General features: G+C 42.8%; 9 protein-coding genes. 7 read left to right on the top strand and 2 right to left on the bottom strand.

Going from position 1 to position 20751, the window contains the following annotated elements; genetic code table 11:
- Positions 1-10 precede the first annotated feature (10 nt).
- Complete coding sequence (locus AAA970_RS19650) at positions 11-2992, top strand: nSTAND1 domain-containing NTPase (RefSeq protein ID WP_338238601.1); 2982 nt, start codon at positions 11-13, stop codon at positions 2990-2992.
- A 180-nt stretch (positions 2993-3172) separates the two neighbouring features.
- Here the strand turns inward: AAA970_RS19650 and AAA970_RS19645 are convergent, their stop codons facing one another.
- A complete protein-coding gene (locus AAA970_RS19645; RefSeq protein WP_060689282.1) occupies positions 3173-3736 on the bottom strand; it encodes a hypothetical protein in 564 nt (187 codons plus the stop codon).
- An 81-nt stretch (positions 3737-3817) separates the two neighbouring features.
- Between AAA970_RS19645 and AAA970_RS19640 the strand changes: the two genes are divergently transcribed.
- The 5 genes from AAA970_RS19640 to AAA970_RS19620 all read left to right on the top strand — a co-directional run bounded on the left by AAA970_RS19640 (position 3818) and on the right by AAA970_RS19620 (position 12957).
- Complete coding sequence (locus AAA970_RS19640; RefSeq protein ID WP_338238600.1) at positions 3818-5575, top strand: glycosyl hydrolase family 18 protein; 1758 nt, start codon at positions 3818-3820, stop codon at positions 5573-5575.
- A 2-nt stretch (positions 5576-5577) separates the two neighbouring features.
- Positions 5578-6126, top strand: coding sequence for a Pvc16 family protein (locus AAA970_RS19635; protein ID WP_060689280.1), 549 nt, complete (start codon positions 5578-5580; stop codon positions 6124-6126).
- Positions 6127-6128: 2 nt separating this feature from the next.
- Positions 6129-7133, top strand: coding sequence for a hypothetical protein (locus AAA970_RS19630; RefSeq protein ID WP_338238599.1), 1005 nt, complete (start codon positions 6129-6131; stop codon positions 7131-7133).
- Between the two features lie 19 nt (positions 7134-7152).
- Complete coding sequence (locus AAA970_RS19625) at positions 7153-10317, top strand: contractile injection system tape measure protein (protein WP_338238598.1); 3165 nt, start codon at positions 7153-7155, stop codon at positions 10315-10317.
- Between the two features lie 1110 nt (positions 10318-11427).
- Entirely contained in the window at positions 11428-12957 is a 1530-nt protein-coding gene (locus AAA970_RS19620; RefSeq protein ID WP_338238597.1) for an IS5 family transposase, read from the top strand.
- A gap of 1188 nt (positions 12958-14145) precedes the next feature.
- Here AAA970_RS19620 and AAA970_RS19615 read toward each other — a convergent pair.
- A complete protein-coding gene (locus tag AAA970_RS19615; protein ID WP_338237047.1) occupies positions 14146-15201 on the bottom strand; it encodes an IS110 family RNA-guided transposase in 1056 nt (351 codons plus the stop codon).
- Between the two features lie 4043 nt (positions 15202-19244).
- Here AAA970_RS19615 and AAA970_RS19610 point away from each other — a divergent pair.
- Complete coding sequence (locus tag AAA970_RS19610; RefSeq protein ID WP_338238596.1) at positions 19245-20357, top strand: fibrobacter succinogenes major paralogous domain-containing protein; 1113 nt, start codon at positions 19245-19247, stop codon at positions 20355-20357.
- The last annotated feature ends 394 nt before the right edge of the window (positions 20358-20751 follow it).

Raw genomic sequence — 20751 nt, 5'->3', positions numbered from 1 at the left:
ATATTCCTAAATGGAAATTTTACACCAAAAATCAGCGGTAGAGCAAGGCGAGCTTTACAATCCTTATCCCGGTTTACGTCCATTTAATATGGATGAACACCACCTGTTTTTTGGACGGGAACATCAATCCGATGAGGTGGTCAGCAAATTATGGCAACACCAGTTTGTTTCCATCGTGGGGAACTCCGGTATCGGTAAGTCTTCTTTTGTCTATTGTGGGGCCATTCCAACACTTTTGGCCGATCATGGGGGAGAAGAGGCCTGGTTAATTTTGAATTACCGTTTTGGGGACCATCCGGTGAGGGCATTATCGCAGCTATTGGCTGAAAAGATGGAGCAGGAGGGAATGGAGGTTTCCGTTGAAGGCTTGGAGGAAAACTTGCTGCATGATAAGGACAGCTTGAGGGATGTGCTGCAAAAGTTGAAAGATAAAACGGGCAAACGCATTCTACTTTTTATTGATCAGTTTGAGGAATTATTCCGATTTCGGGTGAATCAGGAAGAAGAAGCTTACTTCTTTGTGGAAATGCTATTGCATTGCCAGCAGGCAGAAGAGCATCCGCTTTATACAGTGTTGACCATCCGCTCTGACTTTGTGGGTGACTGCGCGCAATTTCCTAATCTTACCCAGGAAATTAATAAAAGTCAGTTCTTGATTCCTCAAATGACGCGGGAAGAAAGACGACGCGCCATTGAGCAACCCCTGAAATATATTGGTGTAGATATGGCGCCCGAGGTGGTAGAGGAAGTTCTGGAGCATATGGGCGAAAAGGGCGACCATCTCCCGATCATGCAGCATGCAATGATGCGTACTTTTGATTATTGGAGGGAAGTCAACCGCGGGCAGGGACAAATTTCATTGAAACACTATCGTGCTATTGGTACCATGGAGCAGGCGATGTCCCTACACGCCAATGAGGTTTATAATAGCCTGGATGAGAATGGCCAAAAAGTTTGTCAGGGCTTGTTCAAGACCATTACGGAGAAACGTGGTGAGGGTAGAGGGATTCGAAAACCTACGCCTCTTCATGAAATTGCCGAGGTGTTGAATGAGACGGAATCCGCTGTGATTGAGGTGGTGGAAGCTTTTCGTAAACCGGGGACTACTTTATTGATGCCTTCCAGTGCTCAGCCGCTGGAGTCCGAAACGATGGTGGATATTTCCCATGAGAGCCTGATGCGGATTTGGGAAATGTTGCGCATTTGGGTAGATGAAGAATCCGAATCGGTGAAGATGTATCTTCGATTGGCTGAAGCGGCGGAAATGCACCAAAATGGCAGTTCCGGATTATGGTTACCACCGGATTTGGATTTGGCGGTCAACTGGAAAAAGCAGGAGAAACCGACGATGGCCTGGGGGGTTCGTTACCATAAGGCTTATGAGCGGACCATGCTCTTTTTGGAATATAGTGAGCAGGAATACGAACGTTTTCAATTGCTGAAGGAAAAGCAGCAGAAACGACGCCTGATGGTCGCCCGCATCGTGGCCGGGGTGCTGTTTATGGGTATCGTGGTGGCCTTGCTGTTTTTATTCTATGCAGAACAACAAAGAAGAATTGCAGCGGTGAAGTCCGCCGAAGCCGAGTTACAGCGTGACTCTGCCGAGCAGTCTGCTATTCGGGCGAAATTGTCGGCGCTGAAAGCCGATTCGGCCATGGTGGTTGCGCAATATGAAGCAGAGCGCGCGGTTCAGCAAAGTGAGTTCGCCAAGGAACAGCAAAGTGTAGCAGAAGAAAAGGGGCGGCAGGCACAAATTGCCGAGCAGCTGGCAGTGATGGAAGGAGAGAAAGCCTATAGATTACGTTTATTATCTGTAGCGAGATCCATGGCCATTAAATCCAGACAGATTTCAGATAGTACTACCCAGGGATTGGTGGCACAACAAGCCTTTAATTTCTTTGCCAACAATGGCGGAAAGATGTTTGATCCGGATATTTATAATGGATTATATTATGGCTTGAAACGTCTGAAGCCGGAGGCTTATAATGTGTTGGAAGGCCACCAGTTTAACGTTCGGGCGATTAGTTCCACCAGTTCGCGGGAGGATATTTTCTCTGCCGGATCCGATGGAAAAATTTTACAATGGAAAGGTGGTGTATATGAGATGGTGCCGGAAGTGATTTTCGATGATCGGAAATTGGTGCATCAAGCCATGGCAGTTTCCGAAAATGGACGCTACTTATTAGCCGGAGGTGCTTATCCTTATCTGTTATTTTTCGATTTAACAAATGGATTTGAACCGGAGAAAATTCCATTAAAGGGCAATGAAAGCTGGAGAATTGATTTTGGAAATCATGATCGCTATGCGGCTGTACTGACCTCTTCCGGAGAATTATATAAATTTAATATACAGGAGAAAGCCCTGGAATTCCTACTGAAAAAAGAAAGCAAGATCAACACCATGGCCATGCACCCAACGCTTCCGTTGGTGATTACCGGGAATACTCGCGGGGAAGTGCATCGGGTAGAGTTGGCCTCCGCCTCAGAGAATTTGTTATTCAAACGAAACACCTCCATGATTACCCTGGCGATGAATAAAAAAGGAAGTCGATTGGCCTGTGGAGCAGAGAATGGGGTAGTGTATTTATATCATTGGGCACGCATGCATGTGGCCGAAGAATTCAGAGGGCATAAATCGCGGGTGAATAACCTGAGTTTTAATACGGCCGGTAACCGATTGGCTTCCGGAAGTTTTGATCGTACGGTGCGACTTTGGGACTTAGATTTCCCAAAAGATCAACCGGTTATTCTGGACGATCATAAAGACTGGGTATGGTCTATTGGCTTTAGTGGGGAGGATGATTTCTTACTGGCCGGTTGTAAGGATAATTTGATCCGAAAATGGCCAGCGAAAACCGAACAAATGGCACGTGAAATGTGCCAGTTGCTGCCAAGAGACCTGAGTCAGGAGGAATGGAAAAGTTATGTGGCCGAGGATATTCCTTTTGAACAAACTTGTCAGATGGCACAGGAGCTTAGTCAGCTCCGATAAAGAGTAAAATACTCCTATAGGAGAAAAAAAAGGCGACTCAACCGGAGTCGCCTTTAATAGGGTTTTGAATCGTATCGAATTTTCGATGAAAGAAAAAAGGATACGTTTTCACATACCCTTTATTATTGAATGTCTGAATATTTAGTTGGTTACTGTGCTAAAGTATGCAGTCTCATCTTGTTATGATTTGGAAAGTAACAGGAGATCTTTGGTATCCTTTATGGAATTTTGAATGGTGGAATCTACCTTTTTAAGTTTGCTTTCAAATAAGAAAGTGAAGGGTTTAAGTAGGGTAGCACCTGCTTTCACTATCCAGGGGGTTGGTTTTTTACCACTTTCCAGGAATACCATTGATTCGTAGACGTCCTTACCGGTACCTTTCATTTTGTATTTGCCGTTGATGGGCATATCTGAAATCAGCCTTCCTTTTTTAAAGGTTTTGGCTTTGATCATTTCGGTGCTCACCACTGCTAAAAGGTTTTCGGTAAATAGTTCACTGTTCTGGCTGATTTGGTCTGATTTCAAGTCATAGCCAAACGACTGGATGTCTTCTTGTCCATAATCGATCAGTAAGCTCCAGGATTTGCGGTGTTGAAAAACATATACCTGATATTTATTTCCCTGGGAAGTTTCTCCGGAAAAGTTGGGTTGAAGCTTTGAAATAGAAGCGTGATTGGATTGAGCATTTCCCGCTAGTGGAAAGGCCAGTGTCAGCAAAGCAATCGCTAAATATCGACGTTTCATTATACTTATTATTTTGTTTATTAATAATTGCAATTTGCAATATTTTTATAAATTTTGAAGATAAATTTCTATTTATATCAGATGAAATTAAGACTAGCAATTCTTTTTTCCTTATGGCTTTCCTGGGGTAATTTATTTGCACAAAACCAATCCCTGCGTGGGCACCTGGAGCAATTCGTTGATCAACGCAATTCCGCCATAGACCAACAGGATTCTCTTTTGCGTGCACAGGTACAGCAAATGAAAGCCGATTCGGTAAAAATGGTGGCAGAACTGGATTCCCTGCATGCTTTGCAGAACCGTACTGCGGCCATTGAGGAAGTTTCCATTGATACCGCGGCTTTTATTGAGCGGCAGGAAGAGGTGAAGCAAAATCCATTTCCGAAAAAATTTGCTTCTGAAGAGGTCTATGACAAAAAACAAGTCATTAAAAATCTAAATCCTTATAAGAAGCAACATGACCTGAAATCCGGGGTGAATGTTTTTGGCTGGCACCCTTATTGGATGGGCTCTGCTTATAAAAGTTATAATTTCTCTCTGCTGACGCATGTCGCCTATTTTTCCTATGAACTGAACCCGCTTACCGGGGGGTATACCACCATTCATGACTGGAAAACTACCGCCATGGTGGATTCCGTTCAGGCCCATGGAAAGAAAGCATTACTGACCGTCACCAATTTTGGCGGAGGAAATAACCACCAATTTCTGAAAAATGTAAAAGCGCAAAAGCATTTCATGAAGACGGTCATTTCTTTATTAAAAGACCGGAATGCGGACGGATTGAATATTGATTTTGAAGATGTGCGTTCTGCGGACCGTGCTGCGCTGACCAACTTCCTGATTGATTTGGCCTCTACCATGCGCTCACAGAGGTCCGATTATCAATTGACCATTGCATTGCCAGCCTTTGACTTTCATAATGCTTACGATTTAAAAGCCCTGCATCCTCATGTGGATTTGTTTGTGATTATGGGCTATGAGTTTCATGGAAGCAATTCAAAGGTGGCCGGACCGGTAGCACCCTTGGCCAGTGGGACCACCTGGTGGGAATATAATCTGGAGCGTTCCGTGGATGAATATTTAGTGTCCGGAATACCTGCACGCAAATTGTTGTTAAGTATTCCTTATTATGGAGCAGAGTGGGAAACGGAAGATTTACTGTTTCCGTCCAAAACCCGTGCATTTAAAGGATACTGGACTTACCGTAAAATCATGGATAAATATGGAAATCAGGCCTGTTGTTATGATGAGGTCAGTGATTCTCGCTACTATGTTTTCCGTGATGATAATAATGTATATCGACAAATCTGGTTTGAGGATTCTACCTCCCTGGCCAAAAAATATGACTGGATCAATAAAAAGGAAATTGGGGGAGTCGGTATTTGGGCATTGGGCTTTGATAACGGACACAATGAACTCTGGGAATTATTAGCAGGGCATTTTGCCGAAGAGCCTCCTAAAAACATAGCGGGATTCTGGAAAAAATTTACCCGTGGATTCCGTCGGTACGCTTTTTACAGTTTGAGAGTGATGCAAAATCCGCAGACTTTATTGCGTAATCCGCGCCCATTGATGGGGCTGGTCGGCGGCTTGTTTGGGGTTTCCATGGTCGGTTTCTTCTTCCTTTACCGATTCGGTTATCGATTAAAGCGCTACAAATTATTGGCCTTCAAGGGAGTCTCGGTAATCGTGCTTTTAGCAGCCATTATTTTTATTCTTTTCGGGATGAAATTTATTGGGTTCGAGCAAACAAAATTTTTATTATTAGGGGCCATGATCGCTACTATATTATTTTTAATTTATAGTTATCGTTCAGTAGCAGAAAAAGATTTACCTTAGATATGATACATGAAGTAATGTCGGCATTGCAGGATGCCATTGAAGATTATTTTCGTGGCCGTTTTGATGCCATGGATGGTAAAATTCTCCTGAGTGGTCTGGTAGATCAGGAAGGGAAGCCCCTGGCCTTTGAAGAGGATAATGTGGTCATTACCCTCGTTAATATTGAGCGAGAGCAGGTATTGGGACGTTCTCGTGGCCTGGTGGCAGATGGGGAGAATATCCCTTTTCATTTAAAGATTTGGTTGCTGTTCAGTGTACCCTCTGTCGAGGGCAACTATGAAGAAGCGCTGAAGTTAATCTCCGGATTAATTTCATTCTTTCAGGCCAATCAAAGTATTCCCGGCGCCGATTTAGGCCTGCCCTCCAATATTGAAAAATTAACCTTCGAATACCATGCAGAGGAGCTTTTAGGAATGAGTAATATGTGGGGAATGCATGGTGGGCGTTATCTGCCTTCCGCTTTGTTTAAAGTGCGTATCGTGACCTTCAATGAGGATTTTTCCGCTCCTACGGGCAGAGTGAAGGGTTTGGGCGCTAAAATATTCTAGTTATGCTGAATCTTCAATTACAATATCTTCCACTTCTTAGCTTTGAGCTCCGTCAGGAATATTTTCAGGACGATCAGGGTAGAAATTTTGACTTAAAACTGGCCCCTTCTTCTTCCGCCATTTTGAGTAAGTTGGACATGGTGTTTAAGAAGGATAATAATCGCTATGTGCTTTTGTACAATGCCTCCAACCTTAGCCGATTGCAGTGGCACCTGGAGGATCTTGAGTCCTTTAAATTAAATTTTCAGGTCTTTAAAAAAGATGTGTATACCTTTTCGGCTTCCGATTGGGGAATGGACAAACAACTGAATCATTTTTTCTATCAGGAATTATCTATTGGTAAAGCCGCTACTACAATTAAACTAGCGGACGCCCATTTTCTGGCGGAGGTTGAACAGTGGCCGTTGGAAACAGATCCTGCTGTAAAGGCATTACAATTTGAGGGCGCCACAGTAACCTTGGACGAAGCTCAATCGGAACTTGATCTCACCAAAGGACAGGGTCCGGTACTGGATGCAAAAGGAAAAAGCCTTGGCGTCGGCTGGGCCGGAAGCAGCAGTAGTTTGGAGCGTCCCTTAGGCTTGATTCAAGTAGCCTTCGATGCCCCCATGGTGAAATCTCTTTTAAAAGCCCTGGAGAAAGAGGAATTGCCTGCTGAAAGTCAGTTCGTATTTGAAATTCCTGCCCGCAAAATTATTCAGAAATATATCATTGTGCATGATGGCCGCTGGAAGGAGCTTCAAATTGAAGACCGTACACAAAAATCCAAATTTAAAACGGAAGAGGTGGAAGTGCAGGGGAAAAAGGCCACCATTATCCGCAGTGAACAGCCCCAACCGTTGGCTTTTACCGATGAGCGGGATTTGGTATTAAAAGGCGTTCCCGCCGGAGGCAAGGGACTTCGTTTATTAAGAAATAAAATGCCTAAATTTCGGGCCGAACATGTAAATGTTGATAAAACAGGAGGGAAACTGAGCTATGAAGCCCTGCTGTATTTGGTATTGTAATTAGAAGCAGGAGTTAAGGATGCAGGACGACGATAGACTGGTCAGAATTAATAAATTAAATCTGGAGTTATATTTTGATAGTAGGGAGGAATATGAACAGGTCTCTGCAGATTTTACCACCTTTATTAAAGGTAAAATTCTGCCATCCTTAGAAAAATCATTATACCAGTGGTTTGAAAAAGAAGAGATTGGCAGCCTGCGGATAGAAAAGTTAAAGCTGGACCTTTCCGATATCGATTTTGATGTTCAGATGGAGGCTTTGGATCCTGATTATATCAGTCTGGCCCTGAACAAAGCCTGGGAGGATTTACCGCTGGAAGAGATTAAAAAGCAAGATCAGCGCACGAGTACGCGCCGGGCTTTTGAAATTTTTCTCGAAGGAGGAACTTATGTAGTGGATGGGCAGTGGGAAAAAGAAAGCCTGAGCAATTTGGTGAAGTGGGTACCCGCAGCCGGCTGGAAACCACATTATTTAAATCATTTGTTCCAGCATTTTTCCTTGGGAGAAGTGATCGGGGCGGTCATGCCCCAGGTGTCAGAAAATCAGCTATGGATTTTACAGGCTTTTGAGCGTATCGTGGAAACCTCCACCTTAACGGTTAGCCCGGAAATGGGTGAATTTATAGCGGTCCTGTTGAATGGCGCGCCTTATGAGCAGGCTTTTGAACAAGTATTTTCGCAATTAAGCTTCCCGCAGCGGCAGGCGAATTTGTGGTTATCAAAGGAACAAATCCCGGGGGATTATATCCGGGCCGTGAGCGCATTTGAACCGGTTTTAAAAGAAGATATCCTGCAGTTTTATTTACCTTCAACCGCCTTTCCGTTTACCTCAGCTCCCTTAGCCGATTTTCAGGCTGCATTCATAGATTGGCTTTATGCTCATTTAGCGCGGGAGGAAGTATCGCCCACTCCAACATCTTTTGCACAAAAATTCTCCGATCCAAAGGCGACGATAGCACCATTTTTCAGGGAAGTTTACCACATTCAATTGCCCAAAGCAGAAGTCGAAGCACAGGAGGTGAATTTACTATTGCTTTCGGCACTTTTCGAGGCCTCAAAATTTGAAGCTCAGGGCATTCGACTGGAACGCTTACTTCCAGATCTGCTAAGAAGCCAAACACCTTTTAATAAAAATCAAAAGCAACTGTTAGCAGGACATTGGGCCCGCTTTTCCTCAGAGGAAATCCACAGCGTCATCGGGAAATATCCTTCCAGTATTTCGCTATGGCTCAAAGCATTTTATTTGGAGAGCCTGATGGCGGTTGACCCCAAGAGAGCAGGGCATGGTTTAGCCCGCTTGTTTTCCAGCCCGCAAGCTTTTGAACAAAGTCTGAGCCTGATGGCGGAGCCGGCACATTTTTCAGCGCAATTATTCCGTCAGCCGGAGCAGCAATTAAAAACGATTATACTGGCGCGGCCAGATACGGAATGGAAGGCTTATTTTTTCTTGGCCAGCCTGCAAGAGCTGAAAAAGCAAAATGCCGAAAATCAAATCCATTCATTAATAACCTCCCTTTCATCCGCAGATCTAAAAGGACTGCCTGAGCCACTCAGCCAGGCAATTGTTGCCTTACAAAAAAGCCAACCGGATGCAGAGACCTATCAGCAGGTTATGAAGGAGTTATGGGAACAAAAACCAGCATTTCAGGGCCCGGCAGATAAAGAAAAGCTCATGGATCAGATCAAAGCACAGGAAAAAAAATGGGGAAACCTGTCCGATAGTTTACCCTCCCAATCCTTCACTACCAGCCAGCTAAATCAATTGCTGGAAGCATTGGCGCCGCTGGAAGAAGAAGTCCAGTCTGAGGAGATCATAAATTATATCAAAAGGCAGGTTTTTCAGGGGAATCTGACCCTAACACTTTGGTTGCAATGGCCTTCCTTTGCCCAAAATTTTCCTTTCCTGAAAGGGGAGACCCTTCGTGGCCTGCAGGAAATTTGGCTAAAGTATCTGCCTTATCAGCGCTTAAAAGGCCCCATAGGAGCGGCGATAAAAGCCCTTCAGTTACCCTCCGGACACTGGGAAGCTTATCTGTGGGATAGTCTTTCCAGGGAGAAAACCATTTCAGCCACGGCCAAAACAGCTGAAAGCTACCTGGTGGAAAAATTCCTGGAATTTAGCCTTCAGGCCAGGGTGAGTCCTTCACAACTCACCGCTGTGCGGCTTGATCACGCCAATAAACAGGCGTTAAAATGGCTTTTTACCGAAAATCATCTGCCTGTCCTCAAAAGCATAGACGCCGGCTTTGCCGAGGAATATCTGCAAATTTATGATTTCTACGACAAAGGGATGCCCCTCATCAGGCAGCTGTTGCAGCAGGTGGAAAAGCATATTCAGCGACTGCCCGAATACCCTAAAGCGCGTGCTGCCACTTTTGAAAATCTAAAACAGGACATGTTGCAGCTGTTGCCGGACCGGGGTCAGCCTGTTTTGGATTTGGAGCGTATTCAACAATTATTACATCAAGCCTCAAAACACTGGGACTCCTCCGGCTTTGCTCAGGAATTTGATCTGTCCAAGCTCTTCCCGGATCTGCAGGGGCTGGAGCAATTGATACAAAGAGGAGCAGGGGATATTTTTGCCGGTATCCAAAAGACATTAGAAGAAGCCGGCAAGCAAATAGAGGAGGAAAAGGAGCCAACCATCGCAGAATTTGCAGTGGACGCCTTGCAAAGGGGCGAAACCATTGAAATTAAAAATGCCGGTTTAGTATTGCTTGCGCCTTTCATTCCTCGCCTGTTCAAGATGAAGGAAATTGTTAATGGCAAAGAAATCGGCCCGGTAGAAAAGCAAATACTCGGGATTTATTACCTGCAATATTTGGCGACCGGACAAACTCAGGCCAACGAAGCTGACCTTTTCCTGAACAAACTCCTCACCGAATTTCCCATGGGACATCCCGTTCCCGAAACATTCGAATTAAGCGCTGAGGACAAGGAACTTTTGGATGGTCTACTCAATGCCGCCATAAGCCAGTGGAGCCAGCTGGGCAAAAGTAGCCTGAATAATTTTCGCGCCTCCTTCCTCATGCGGGATGCCCGCATCCACCTGGTCGAAGAGCAACTATGGGAAATGACCGTCGAGAAAAAAAGCTGGGACGTACTACTCACCAGTTTACCCTGGAGCTACCAATTCCTCCGCTTTCCATGGATGACCTTCCCCATACAAGTAACCTGGCTTTAATTTTGGGGCTTCCCTCCTGACGTCGGTCGGGCTGGCGCGGCTCACCCCATCGGCCTTTTGGGCCGCTGTGGTTCAAACAGACCCGCTTCATCCCTAAGCCGGTTGGAACGATGATGTATATCAGAGATACCAGCAGCTTAAAGTTCAAACACTGGTCGTTGTCCCAACACTGGTCTTAGCATGTTGCTACGACCTTTTGCTTAGGAGCGTCCGCTCCGAAAACACCAAAAATTAACAAAACGGAAGCCTTGCACGTCCATGCGCATAATTCCCTTCCATTTTCTATTGTAATAGTATTTATGATAAAAAATTTTGTAGAAGATCGGCAAGCAGAAGAGAGCGGACGCTCTCGGGATTTTGGGTCTTAGACTGGAGCCTAAGACCAGTGGGGGTATAGAACTAAACACTGGTCGTAGTCTTCGCACGCCGAACTTTTCGGATTAGTATAGAACTTCCAGCGGCGACTACGACCGAGTCCACGGAACCAAAAATTCCAACACTGGTCGTAGCATGTTGCTACGACCCTTTTGCTTAGGAGCGTCCGCTCCGAAAACACCAAAAATTAACAAAACGGCAGCCTTCCCCGACCACACGCATAATTCCCTTCCATTTTCTATTGTAATAGTTTTTATAATAAAAAATTTTGTAGAAGATCGGTAATCAAAAGAGAGCGGACGCTCTCGGGATTTTGGGTCTTAGACTGGAGCCTAAGACCAGTGGGGGTATAGAACTAAACACTGGTCGTAGTCTTCGCACGCCGAACTTTTCGGATTAGTATAGAACTTCCAGCGGCGACTACGACCGAGTCCACGGAACCAAAAATTCCAACACTGGTCGTAGCATGTTGCTACGACCCTTTTGCTTAGGAGCGTCCGCTCCGAAAACACCAAAAATTAACAAAACGGCAGCCTTGCACGTCCATACGCATAATTCCCTTCCATTTTCTATTGTAATAGTATTTAGGGTCTGCTGAAATAGCTCGAATTATCTAAAAACGACTGAAGATCAGCTCATTAAATCACATTAAATCTCTTTTAGTGCAAGGGGAAATTTTGTAAATTGTCCTTTAAATAGCCCCAGGGCTCCTTTCCTACTTTTTTAGCTTGCACTATGATTAAGCATTCCCCTGATCAACTTGAGATTTCTGATTTTATGGACCCGTATTTGGGTGGCCTTAATCCCAATAATAGATGGATTATTATGGCCAAAGAAATTCCTTGGAGTCAATTAAAAAGGATCTATGAACGGAACATGTCCTTCGACAAAGGAGCTAGACCTAAACCAGCGCGTTTAGTGATTGGAGCCTTGATTATCAAACACAAATATAAGTTGTCTGATAGAGAAACAATTGAACAAATCAAAGAAAGTCCATATCTACAATACTTTGTTGGATTGCATAAATTTCAACATGATCAGGTATTCGATTCTTCATTATTTCCGACAATTAGAAAGCGTTTGACCATAAAAGACTTTAATGATTTAAGTCACTTACTCCAGAGTCATGACGTTAGTATTGATGAGCAAAGCGAACTTCGTGATGAAAAAAATGTAGAAAGTGATACAAAATATAAGAAGCCTGAAATTGAAAACTCGATATCAGTTGATGCTACTGTAGCGGTGCAAGAAATTCCTTATCCGACCGACCTGGCTTTGATCAATAAGGCTCGCATTGAATCAGAAAAAATCATCGATATATTATGGGAATTTGTTAAAACAGATGCTAAGAAACCTAGAAGCTATCGACAAAAAGCCCAAAAAGAATTTCTAGCGTTGACAAGAAAAAAGAAGAAAGGCGCCGATTTTTGGAGGGCTGCAAATCGAAAACAACTACAGTATCTTCATCGAAATATAGGGCATATTCATCGTCTATTAGACCAAATTAAGGTAGGTATTCCTTTGAATAAGCGTTTTTTGAAGCTATTGTATGTTATTCAAGAAGTGTATCGCCAACAAATGGAAATGATTGAAGAGAAGAAAAATACGGTTGGTTTCCGTATTGTAAACTTATATCAACCACATATTCGCCCCATCATAAGAGGGAAGTCTGGAGCGAATGTTGAATTTGGAGCTAAAATATCAATATCTATTGACCAAGGCTATTCTTATATTGACCATCATGATTTTGAAGCATACTATGAAGGGGAAGAGGAGATTATCAAAAAGCATATTGAAGCACATAAACTACGGCACCCTCACACTAAGCTAAATGGAATTGTTGGAGACAAAATTTATGGAAATCGAAATGCTAGAGAAGTTTATGATCAAAATGATATAACTTTCGTCGGCTCACCTCTTGGAGCTCCTCCTAAAGATCCTGAAAAAATTAAAGAGCGGGAAGAGAATAAGGTTATCCATCAAAAATTGAGGAGTCATGTAGAAGGAAAATTTGGACAAACTAAAAGAGGGTATGGATTGAATAATATTAAGGCACGAAGATCAGACACCACAAATTCTTGGATTGGTGCCATCTTCTTTATTGCTAACCTTGAAAGATTCATGAAAGGAATCTTTTTTGACCTTTTTTTCATTATTTATGAATATGATTTATGGGCATTAGTAACATCAATAATCGAAGCTGGAATTGGTCAACCAAATTTCAAGAAAAATAAAGAGACCTTTTTAAGCAGACCCTATTTATGATAAAAAATTTTGTAGAAGATCGGTAAGCAGAAGAGAGCGGACGCTCTCGGGATTTTGGGTCTTAGACTGGAGCCTAAGACCAGTGGGGGTATAGAACTAAACACTGGTCGTAGTCTTCGCACGCCGAACTTTTCGGATTAGTATAGAACTTCCAGCGGCGACTACGACCGAGTCCACGGAACCAAAAATTCCAACACTGGTCGTAGCATGTTGCTACGACCCTTTTGCTTAGGAGCGTCCGCTCCGAAAACACCAAAAATTAACAAAACGGCAGCCTTCCCCGACCACACGCATAATTCCCTTCCATTTTCTATTGTAATAGTTTTTATAATAAAAAATTTTGTAGAAGATCGGTAATCAAAAGAGAGCGGACGCTCTCGGGATTTTGGGTCTTAGACTGGAGCCTAAGACCAGTGGGGGTATAGAACTAAACACTGGTCGTAGTCTTCGCACGCCGAACTTTTCGGATTAGTATAGAACTTCCAGCGGCGACTACGACCGAGTCCACGGAACCAAAAATTCCAACACTGGTCGTAGCATGTTGCTACGACCCTTTTGCTTAGGAGCGTCCGCTCCGAAAACACCAAAAATTAACAAAACGGAAGCCTTGCACGTCCATGCGCATAATTCCCTTCCATTTTCTATTGTGATAGTATTTATGATAAAAAAAATTTGTAGAAGATCGGTAAGCAGAAGAGAGCGGACGCTCTCGGGATTTTGGGTCTTAGACTGGAGCCTAAGACCAGTGGGGTGTGGAAAGCCCCGCGGCGACTACAACCGAGTCCACGGAACCAAAAATTCCAACACTGGTCGTAGCATGTTGCTACGACCCTTTTGCTTAGGAGCGTCCGCTCCGAAAACACCAAAAATTAACAAGACGGAAGCCTTCCACCTCCATACGCATAATTCCCTTCCATTTTCTATTGTAATAGTATTTATGATAAAAAATTTGTAGAAGATCGGTAAGCAGAAGAGAGCGGACGCTCTCGGGATTTTGGGTCTTAGACTGGAGCCTAAGACCAGTGGGGTGTGGAAAGCCCCGCGGCGACTACAACCGAGTCCACGGAACCAAAAATTCCAACACTGGTCGTAGGTACTGTCATAAAAAGCAATTTTATTGATTGAAATATTTTAATATATTGCAAGCCTAAAGAGGAGGCTTTGCCTACCTCGCGTAGCTGTCTAATTTTAGGCAGCTACCACTGTTTTAAGCTGATTTTTTGATTGATTAGATTTGTCTCTTAGCCCATAATTATTGTCAAAATCTGTTTCATTTTTCCAGAGGGCATACATAATTCTTAACAATTTGGACTGCACAGCCACATAACCCTTCATGCTTTGTTTTGTCCTATTATGGATCCTTTCATAAAAAGGCTTGAATTGCCCCTGCTCGTAAGTTACCATATTGAAGGCCGCCATAAACATTATTCGTCGAATGTGCGCATTTCCCTTCTTGGTAATTGATGTTTTACCCTCTCTACTTCCTGACTGATTCTGGCGCACATCATATCCAGCATAACTGACCAATTGTCGTTCATTTTCTATTAGTGCGAAGCCATTAGTTTCAGCCGCCACCGTAACAGCTGTAAGCAAACCAACCCCTTTGATTGACATCATATGTCCGATTCTTTTCTTCAACTCCGGATCCTTTGCTACCGCTAAGGCTATTTCTTGTTCACATATTCTAATCTGCTCATCAAGCCCTTCAATTACTGCCTTCAGACCCTCCATCACCTTTTCAGACACAATTGCTTTGTGTTTAAGCCCTTTTAGCCTGCTTACCATCGATGTACGATCTTTTTGAAGGTCTTCCAAAAAGCGGGTTAGCTCCCTCAAAGTGTAAAAAGCCTTGCTAATGGGCTTCCATTTAGCCAAGGACTGACAAGCTCCCATGAATGCTAAACCTTTGGCATCCACCTTATCATTCTTTGTTTTAATCCCCAGGCTTTTCATATAGGCCTTTGCACGATTGGGTAAAACAATGCTCACCGGCACCTCATTATCTGAAAGAAACCAAGCCAATTTTTCATGGTAAACGCCAGTGGCTTCCATCACAAACTCCACGGGAAGATCCTCCTTCTGTTTCTTCAGACACCAATCTTTAAACTCCAAATGCCCTTTTTTACTATTGTCGAACTTACGGGAAGCGATGACCTTTGGTGTTTTGTCCAATTGACTCAAAACAAAAGCAACATCAAACTTATCTTTACTAATGTCGATGCCTACAACGTACTTGATTTTCATGGTTCCTGCGGTTTTATTAACATTTTTTTGATCCCCATCCTTCTTCGTTTTGTCTCATATTTGACGCTGGGTAGAAGCAATTAAAGCGACTCCCTTAGGTACTGTTCTAACTCTAAAGTTTGGTCAAAAAGAGGAGTTCCTACGACACTGGATTGCAACGAATCACATCCTTTGATGCGCTAGCCCCTTCCTCCTTTTTGATGATCATTACTTAATATAATAAAATTGCATTATTTTTGGCCCCCTCCATTAATTACAAAGGTATGAGCATGTTGCTACGACCCTTTTGCTTAGGAGCGTCCGCTCCGAAAACACCAAAAATTAACAAGACGGAAGCCTTCCACGTCCATACGCATAATTCCCTTCCATTTTCTATTGTAATAGTATTTATGATAAAAAATTTGTAGAAGATCGGTAAGCAGAAGAGAGCGGACGCTCTCGGGATTTTGGGTCTTAGACTGGAGCCTAAGACCAGTGGGGTGTGGAAAGCCCCGCGGCGACTACAACCGAGTCCACGGAACCAAAAATTCCAACACTGGTCGTAGCATGTTGCTACGACCCTTTTGCTTAGGAGCGTCCGCTCCGAAAACACCAAAAATTAACAAGACGGAAGCCTTCCACCTCCATACGCATAATTCCCTTCCATTTTCTATTGTAATAGTATTTATGATAAAAATTTTGTAGAAGATCGGCAAGCAGAAGAGAGCGGACGCTCTCGGGATTTTGGGTCTTAGACTGGAGCCTAAGACCAGTGGGGGTATAGAACTAAACACTGGTCGTAGTCTTCGCACGCCGAACTTTTCGGATTAGTATAGAACTTCCAGCGGCGACTACGACCGAGTCCACGGAACCAAAAATTCCAACACTGGCCGTAGCATGTTGCTACGACCCTTTTGCTTAGGAGCGTCCGCTCCGAAAACACCAAAAATTAACAAAACGGCAGCCTTCCACGACCACACGCATAATCCCCTTCCATTTTCTATTGTAATAGTTTTTATGATAAAAAATTTTGTAGAAGATCGGTAAGCAGAAGAGAGCGGACGCTCTCGGGATTTTGGGTCTTAGACTGGAGCCTAAGACCAGTGGGGCTGTTTAGTGTGGAAATCCCCGCGGCGACTACGACCGAGTCCACGGAACCAAAAATTCCAACACTGGTCGTAGCATGTTGCTACGACCCTTTTGCTTAGGAGCGTCCGCTCCGAAAACACCAAAAATTGACAAAACGGAAGCCTTGCACGTCCATGCGCATAATTCCCTTCCATTTTCTATTGTAATAGTATTTATGATAAAAAATTTTGTAGAAGATCGGCAAGCAGAAGAGAGCGGACGCTCTCGGGATTTTGGGTCTTAGACTGGAGCCTAAGACCAGTGGGGGTATAGAACTAAACACTGGTCGTAGTCTTCGCACGCCGAACTTTTCGGATTAGTATAGAACTTCCAGCGGCGACTACGACCGAGTCCACGGAACCAAAAATTCCAACACTGGCCGTAGCATGTTGCTACGACCCTTTTGCTTAGGAGCGTCCGCTCCGAAAACACCAAAAATTAACAAAACGGCAGCCTTCCACGACCACACGCATAATCCCCTTCCATTTTCTATTGTAATAGTTTTTATGATAAAAAATTTTGTAGAAGATCGGTAAGCAGAAGAGAGCGGACGCTCTCGGGATTTTGGGTCTTAGACTGGAGCCTAAGACCAGTGGGGACATTACAAGAAAAAATTCCCGCCTTTTTTAAGCCTTTGGAGCAAAGTATGATTTTACCCTATTTGATTTTACTTTTTGGGGTAGATTGTAATGTCAATAATGTTATCAGTTTATCGCTGCGGATTTCACCTGCTTTTTGGCGGAAGTCATTTTGATGTTCAATCATGCCTCAAGTATAGAATTGTATTATTTGACAAAAAAAACATGTCGCATATTGTGATCTATGGAGATTGTACATGAAGTCACAAATTAGTATAGTGGATTTTAGCCCCGAATTTCCCTGATATTAGCGTATGTAATTGGGTTATTTCCTTACTAATTGCATTATTTTTATGGAAGTGATTTATGAGACTGCTTTCGTTAAATTTTTGAGCACTTCTTTGTGTTTCTGTAATATTTTGAGGTATATAAAATATCGAAATTGATCATTTTCTCAAAAATTATTAATCATTTGATTAATAATTACACCCTGAAAGATGATTGCGCGTCACGACGTGTTATCTTTATTTGCATGTTTTGTTTGCGTTTTGAGTAAAAAATTTCCCCCAAAATCCCGCTCTACTGGCATTATTCCCCTTTTTATTAAGAAAATTTTGCGTGTTATGTTAATCGCGATTTATAATTGCGTAAAAGTACAGATGTTTGCGTGTTTTGATCGGGAAATAAAAAATGAATTTTACCATTTTTTTAAGTTATGTAGGTTTTTCTGTTAATCACGCCAATGTTAAAATCATATTGCCCTTTCATTAAATGTAATAAAAGAGGAAATAATTTAAATTTTTGCTTGGATAATATAAATAATAGATAGATTTTTACTGCAATTCAAAGAATGGGTTTGAATTAATGTAAATCTAAAATTGTATTTTAACCATATGCGTGAAATTTTTAAGCAGATAGGGTTAATGAAATTAGGGAAAGGTTTCATTGCGCTTATCAGTTTTAAGGACTTTCACGCATAGGTTAAAACTAAATCCGTTAAATCAGTGGTTTAATTGTAATTTTTATTGCCTATAGGAATATTTTTTCAAATGGTTATGGTCTGCAATATGCATAAGGAATGACGCGCCTCACCTTTAGAGGTGGGTAGGTTTATTGTGACCTTTATTTTAATGCGACGTTTTAGGTGGGCTAAAACTGTTGTCATGCTGAGTTTATGTGGGCAATTCTTATGCTCGTACTACTGAGCGCTGATGGTGTATCCATATTTAATGCCTTTTAGGTCTAAGTTGATTTAAATAACAACGCTAAATCATAATAGACGCTTGTCATTAGTAGCTTAAAGCTGCCTATGATTACGCTTTGAATTTGGTGTTTTTTTATGGACAACTGAAGCCAAAATGGAGTGGGATTTATCACAAACTTTAGAATAGAGAGTTATTTGGTTTTTTCTACACCCTCCAACTTATGTCACTCATACTTTTTTTTCTAGCCAATCCATAAGGCTTTGGAATAAATACAGTAGAGCTATGTCTCGTCCAAAATGGTATTTATGTCAAAGCCTTGTTGAAGTAATGGGCAAGTTTGAAATCAAAGGATTGGTGGTCTTTTTGGTGTTTAACATAATGTGGTAGTGGTAGGCAACCATACTTTATTCATTGTATTTGATATTCGGTGGCGGGTCTTTTCGGGAGTTAGTCAAACACTGGTCGTAGTCTTCGCTTGCGGAATTCAGCAGTTTAGTGTGGAAAGCCTCGCGGCGACTACGACCGAGTTCACAGAATGAAAAAATTCAGTGGTTGGTCTTAGTGATGCTCGCACGGCTCGCTGTAACACTAAGACCAGGCCTAAGACTAAACAGGGGTCTAAACACTGGTCGTAGTCTTCGCTTGCGGAACTCAGCGGTTTAGTGGGAAAGCCCCGCGACGACTACGACCGAGAGCACGGAATGAAAAAATTCAGTGGTTGGTCTTAGTGATGCTCGCACGGCTCGCTGTAACACTAAGACCAGACATAAGATGGAACACTGGTCGTAGTCTTCGCTTGCGGAACTCAACGGTTTAGTGAGGAAAGCCCCGCGGTGACTACGACCGAGTCCACGGAATGGAAATTTCAGTGGTTGGTCTTAGTGATGCTCGCACGGCTCGCTGTAACACTAAGACCAGATAACCAGGGATGAGCTCGCTGTAACAAAAGACCAGAGATTAGGCGGCGACCAAATGCACCGAATCGATTCAAATAAATATTAGACAAAAAAATAATTAATAACACTATAGAGAATTGGAAAAAAGAGAAATGGATTATGAACGGTAAAGGTTTTAATGGCCTTTCCCATACCTTAATCTCATGAATCTATTTTGACAATTTGATTAATCCGTTTTACAATTAAATTTTAATGCCATGAAACTTCATGAATTAAAGCCTTTTGCAGCCGGGCTAATGGCCGCAGCGATGATGTTTTCTTCCTGTGGAAGTGATGATGAGGGAACGCCGGATCCAGGACCGGGACCAGAGCCGGAAGAGATTTTTTTACCGGAATTGACCGTTAGCCTGGTAGATGGTTTTCAATCTATTGAAATGAACAGCACGGCAGATCACCTTTACCTACATGCCGATTCTGTTCAGTTGGTATTGAGCTGGGAAAAAGAAGCGGATAAAAAGTACGCTACCATGGGGGATCTGAGTCTGAAAATGGGCGATGAAACTTATGCCTTGACAGCAACCGACAATGGTTTTGAAACCGCTGTTCTAAGAGATGATTTCAATGATGCCTATTTAACCGATTTTGACTTATTGGCTGAGGCCCCTGTGGAAGATGAGGAATATGAAGGCGATGAAGAAAAAGTAAGCCTTGATTTTACCCTAACGACCGGTAAGTTTGGTTCTGTGGTGTTTGATTTTCAAACGGACTACCGTTATAGCACGGTGCAAATCTGTGATGCAGCAGGTGGAAATTGCCAGGTTTGGATGGCTGAGAATTTGAGATGGGAAAGTGATGAAATAGGTGGTGGTAGGGATTATATACAACCTGAGGAAACGGAAAAAATCCCAAACTATGTGCGTGATTTTGGGCATTTATATACTTTCTCTGAAAGGGACAAAATTATTCAGGATTTGGAAAATAGTAATTGGACAGTTCCAACTGGTGAGGAGTGGTATTCTTTGTGTGATTTGGTTGGAGGCGAACTTGGCGAGGGTGATTATAGCGATAGGTATTTTGGAGTATTTGAAGTTTTAAATGATCCTAATTTTTGGAATGATCCAGAATATGATAAAGCTGACTATAATAAAGAAAATTGGACTAATTCAACGGGTTTAGGCTTGCGAGCAGGTGGTAGATTTATGGATTTTTTTGGTTCTGAAGGTGTTTGGAATTTACAAAGAAGTGCCAGATTTCATGTGGTTCCTATGGGAAATAATAACCGTCATATAAGAGTAGATGAGGGGTTTGTTTTCTTAGCTATTATAAATGGTGAAGATGATATGCTAAGTATAAGGCTATTTAAAAAGTAATCTTATGAGGAGGATATTAGGTTTATTATTAATTTTGATTTCCAACAGTGTATGTGCACAATATAGAGTTGGAATTCCCCACTGGTCGTAGTCTTCGCTTGCGGAACTCAGCAGTTTAGCGTGGAAAGCCCCGCGGCGACTACGACCGAGTCCACGGAATGAAAAAATTCTGTGGTTGGTCTTAGTGATGCTCGCACGGCTCGCTGTAACACTAAGACCAGACATATATTTAGCTGTTTAGTTGGAAAGTCCAGCAGCAACTGCGACCGAGTCCACGAAATGAAACAAATTTGGGTTTGGTCATTTAATGCTCGTACGGCTAGTTTTAACCCTAAGGGCAGATTAAATTGTTTGAGGTACTATCAAAAGCAGGAAAAGGAAGAATAATAACAAA

Source organism: Persicobacter diffluens (assembly GCF_036244895.1).
Classification (GTDB): Bacteria; Bacteroidota; Bacteroidia; order Cytophagales; family Cyclobacteriaceae; genus Persicobacter; species Persicobacter diffluens.
Note: the sequence above shows the minus strand (reverse complement) of the source record. Positions and strands in the feature narration are given on the sequence as shown.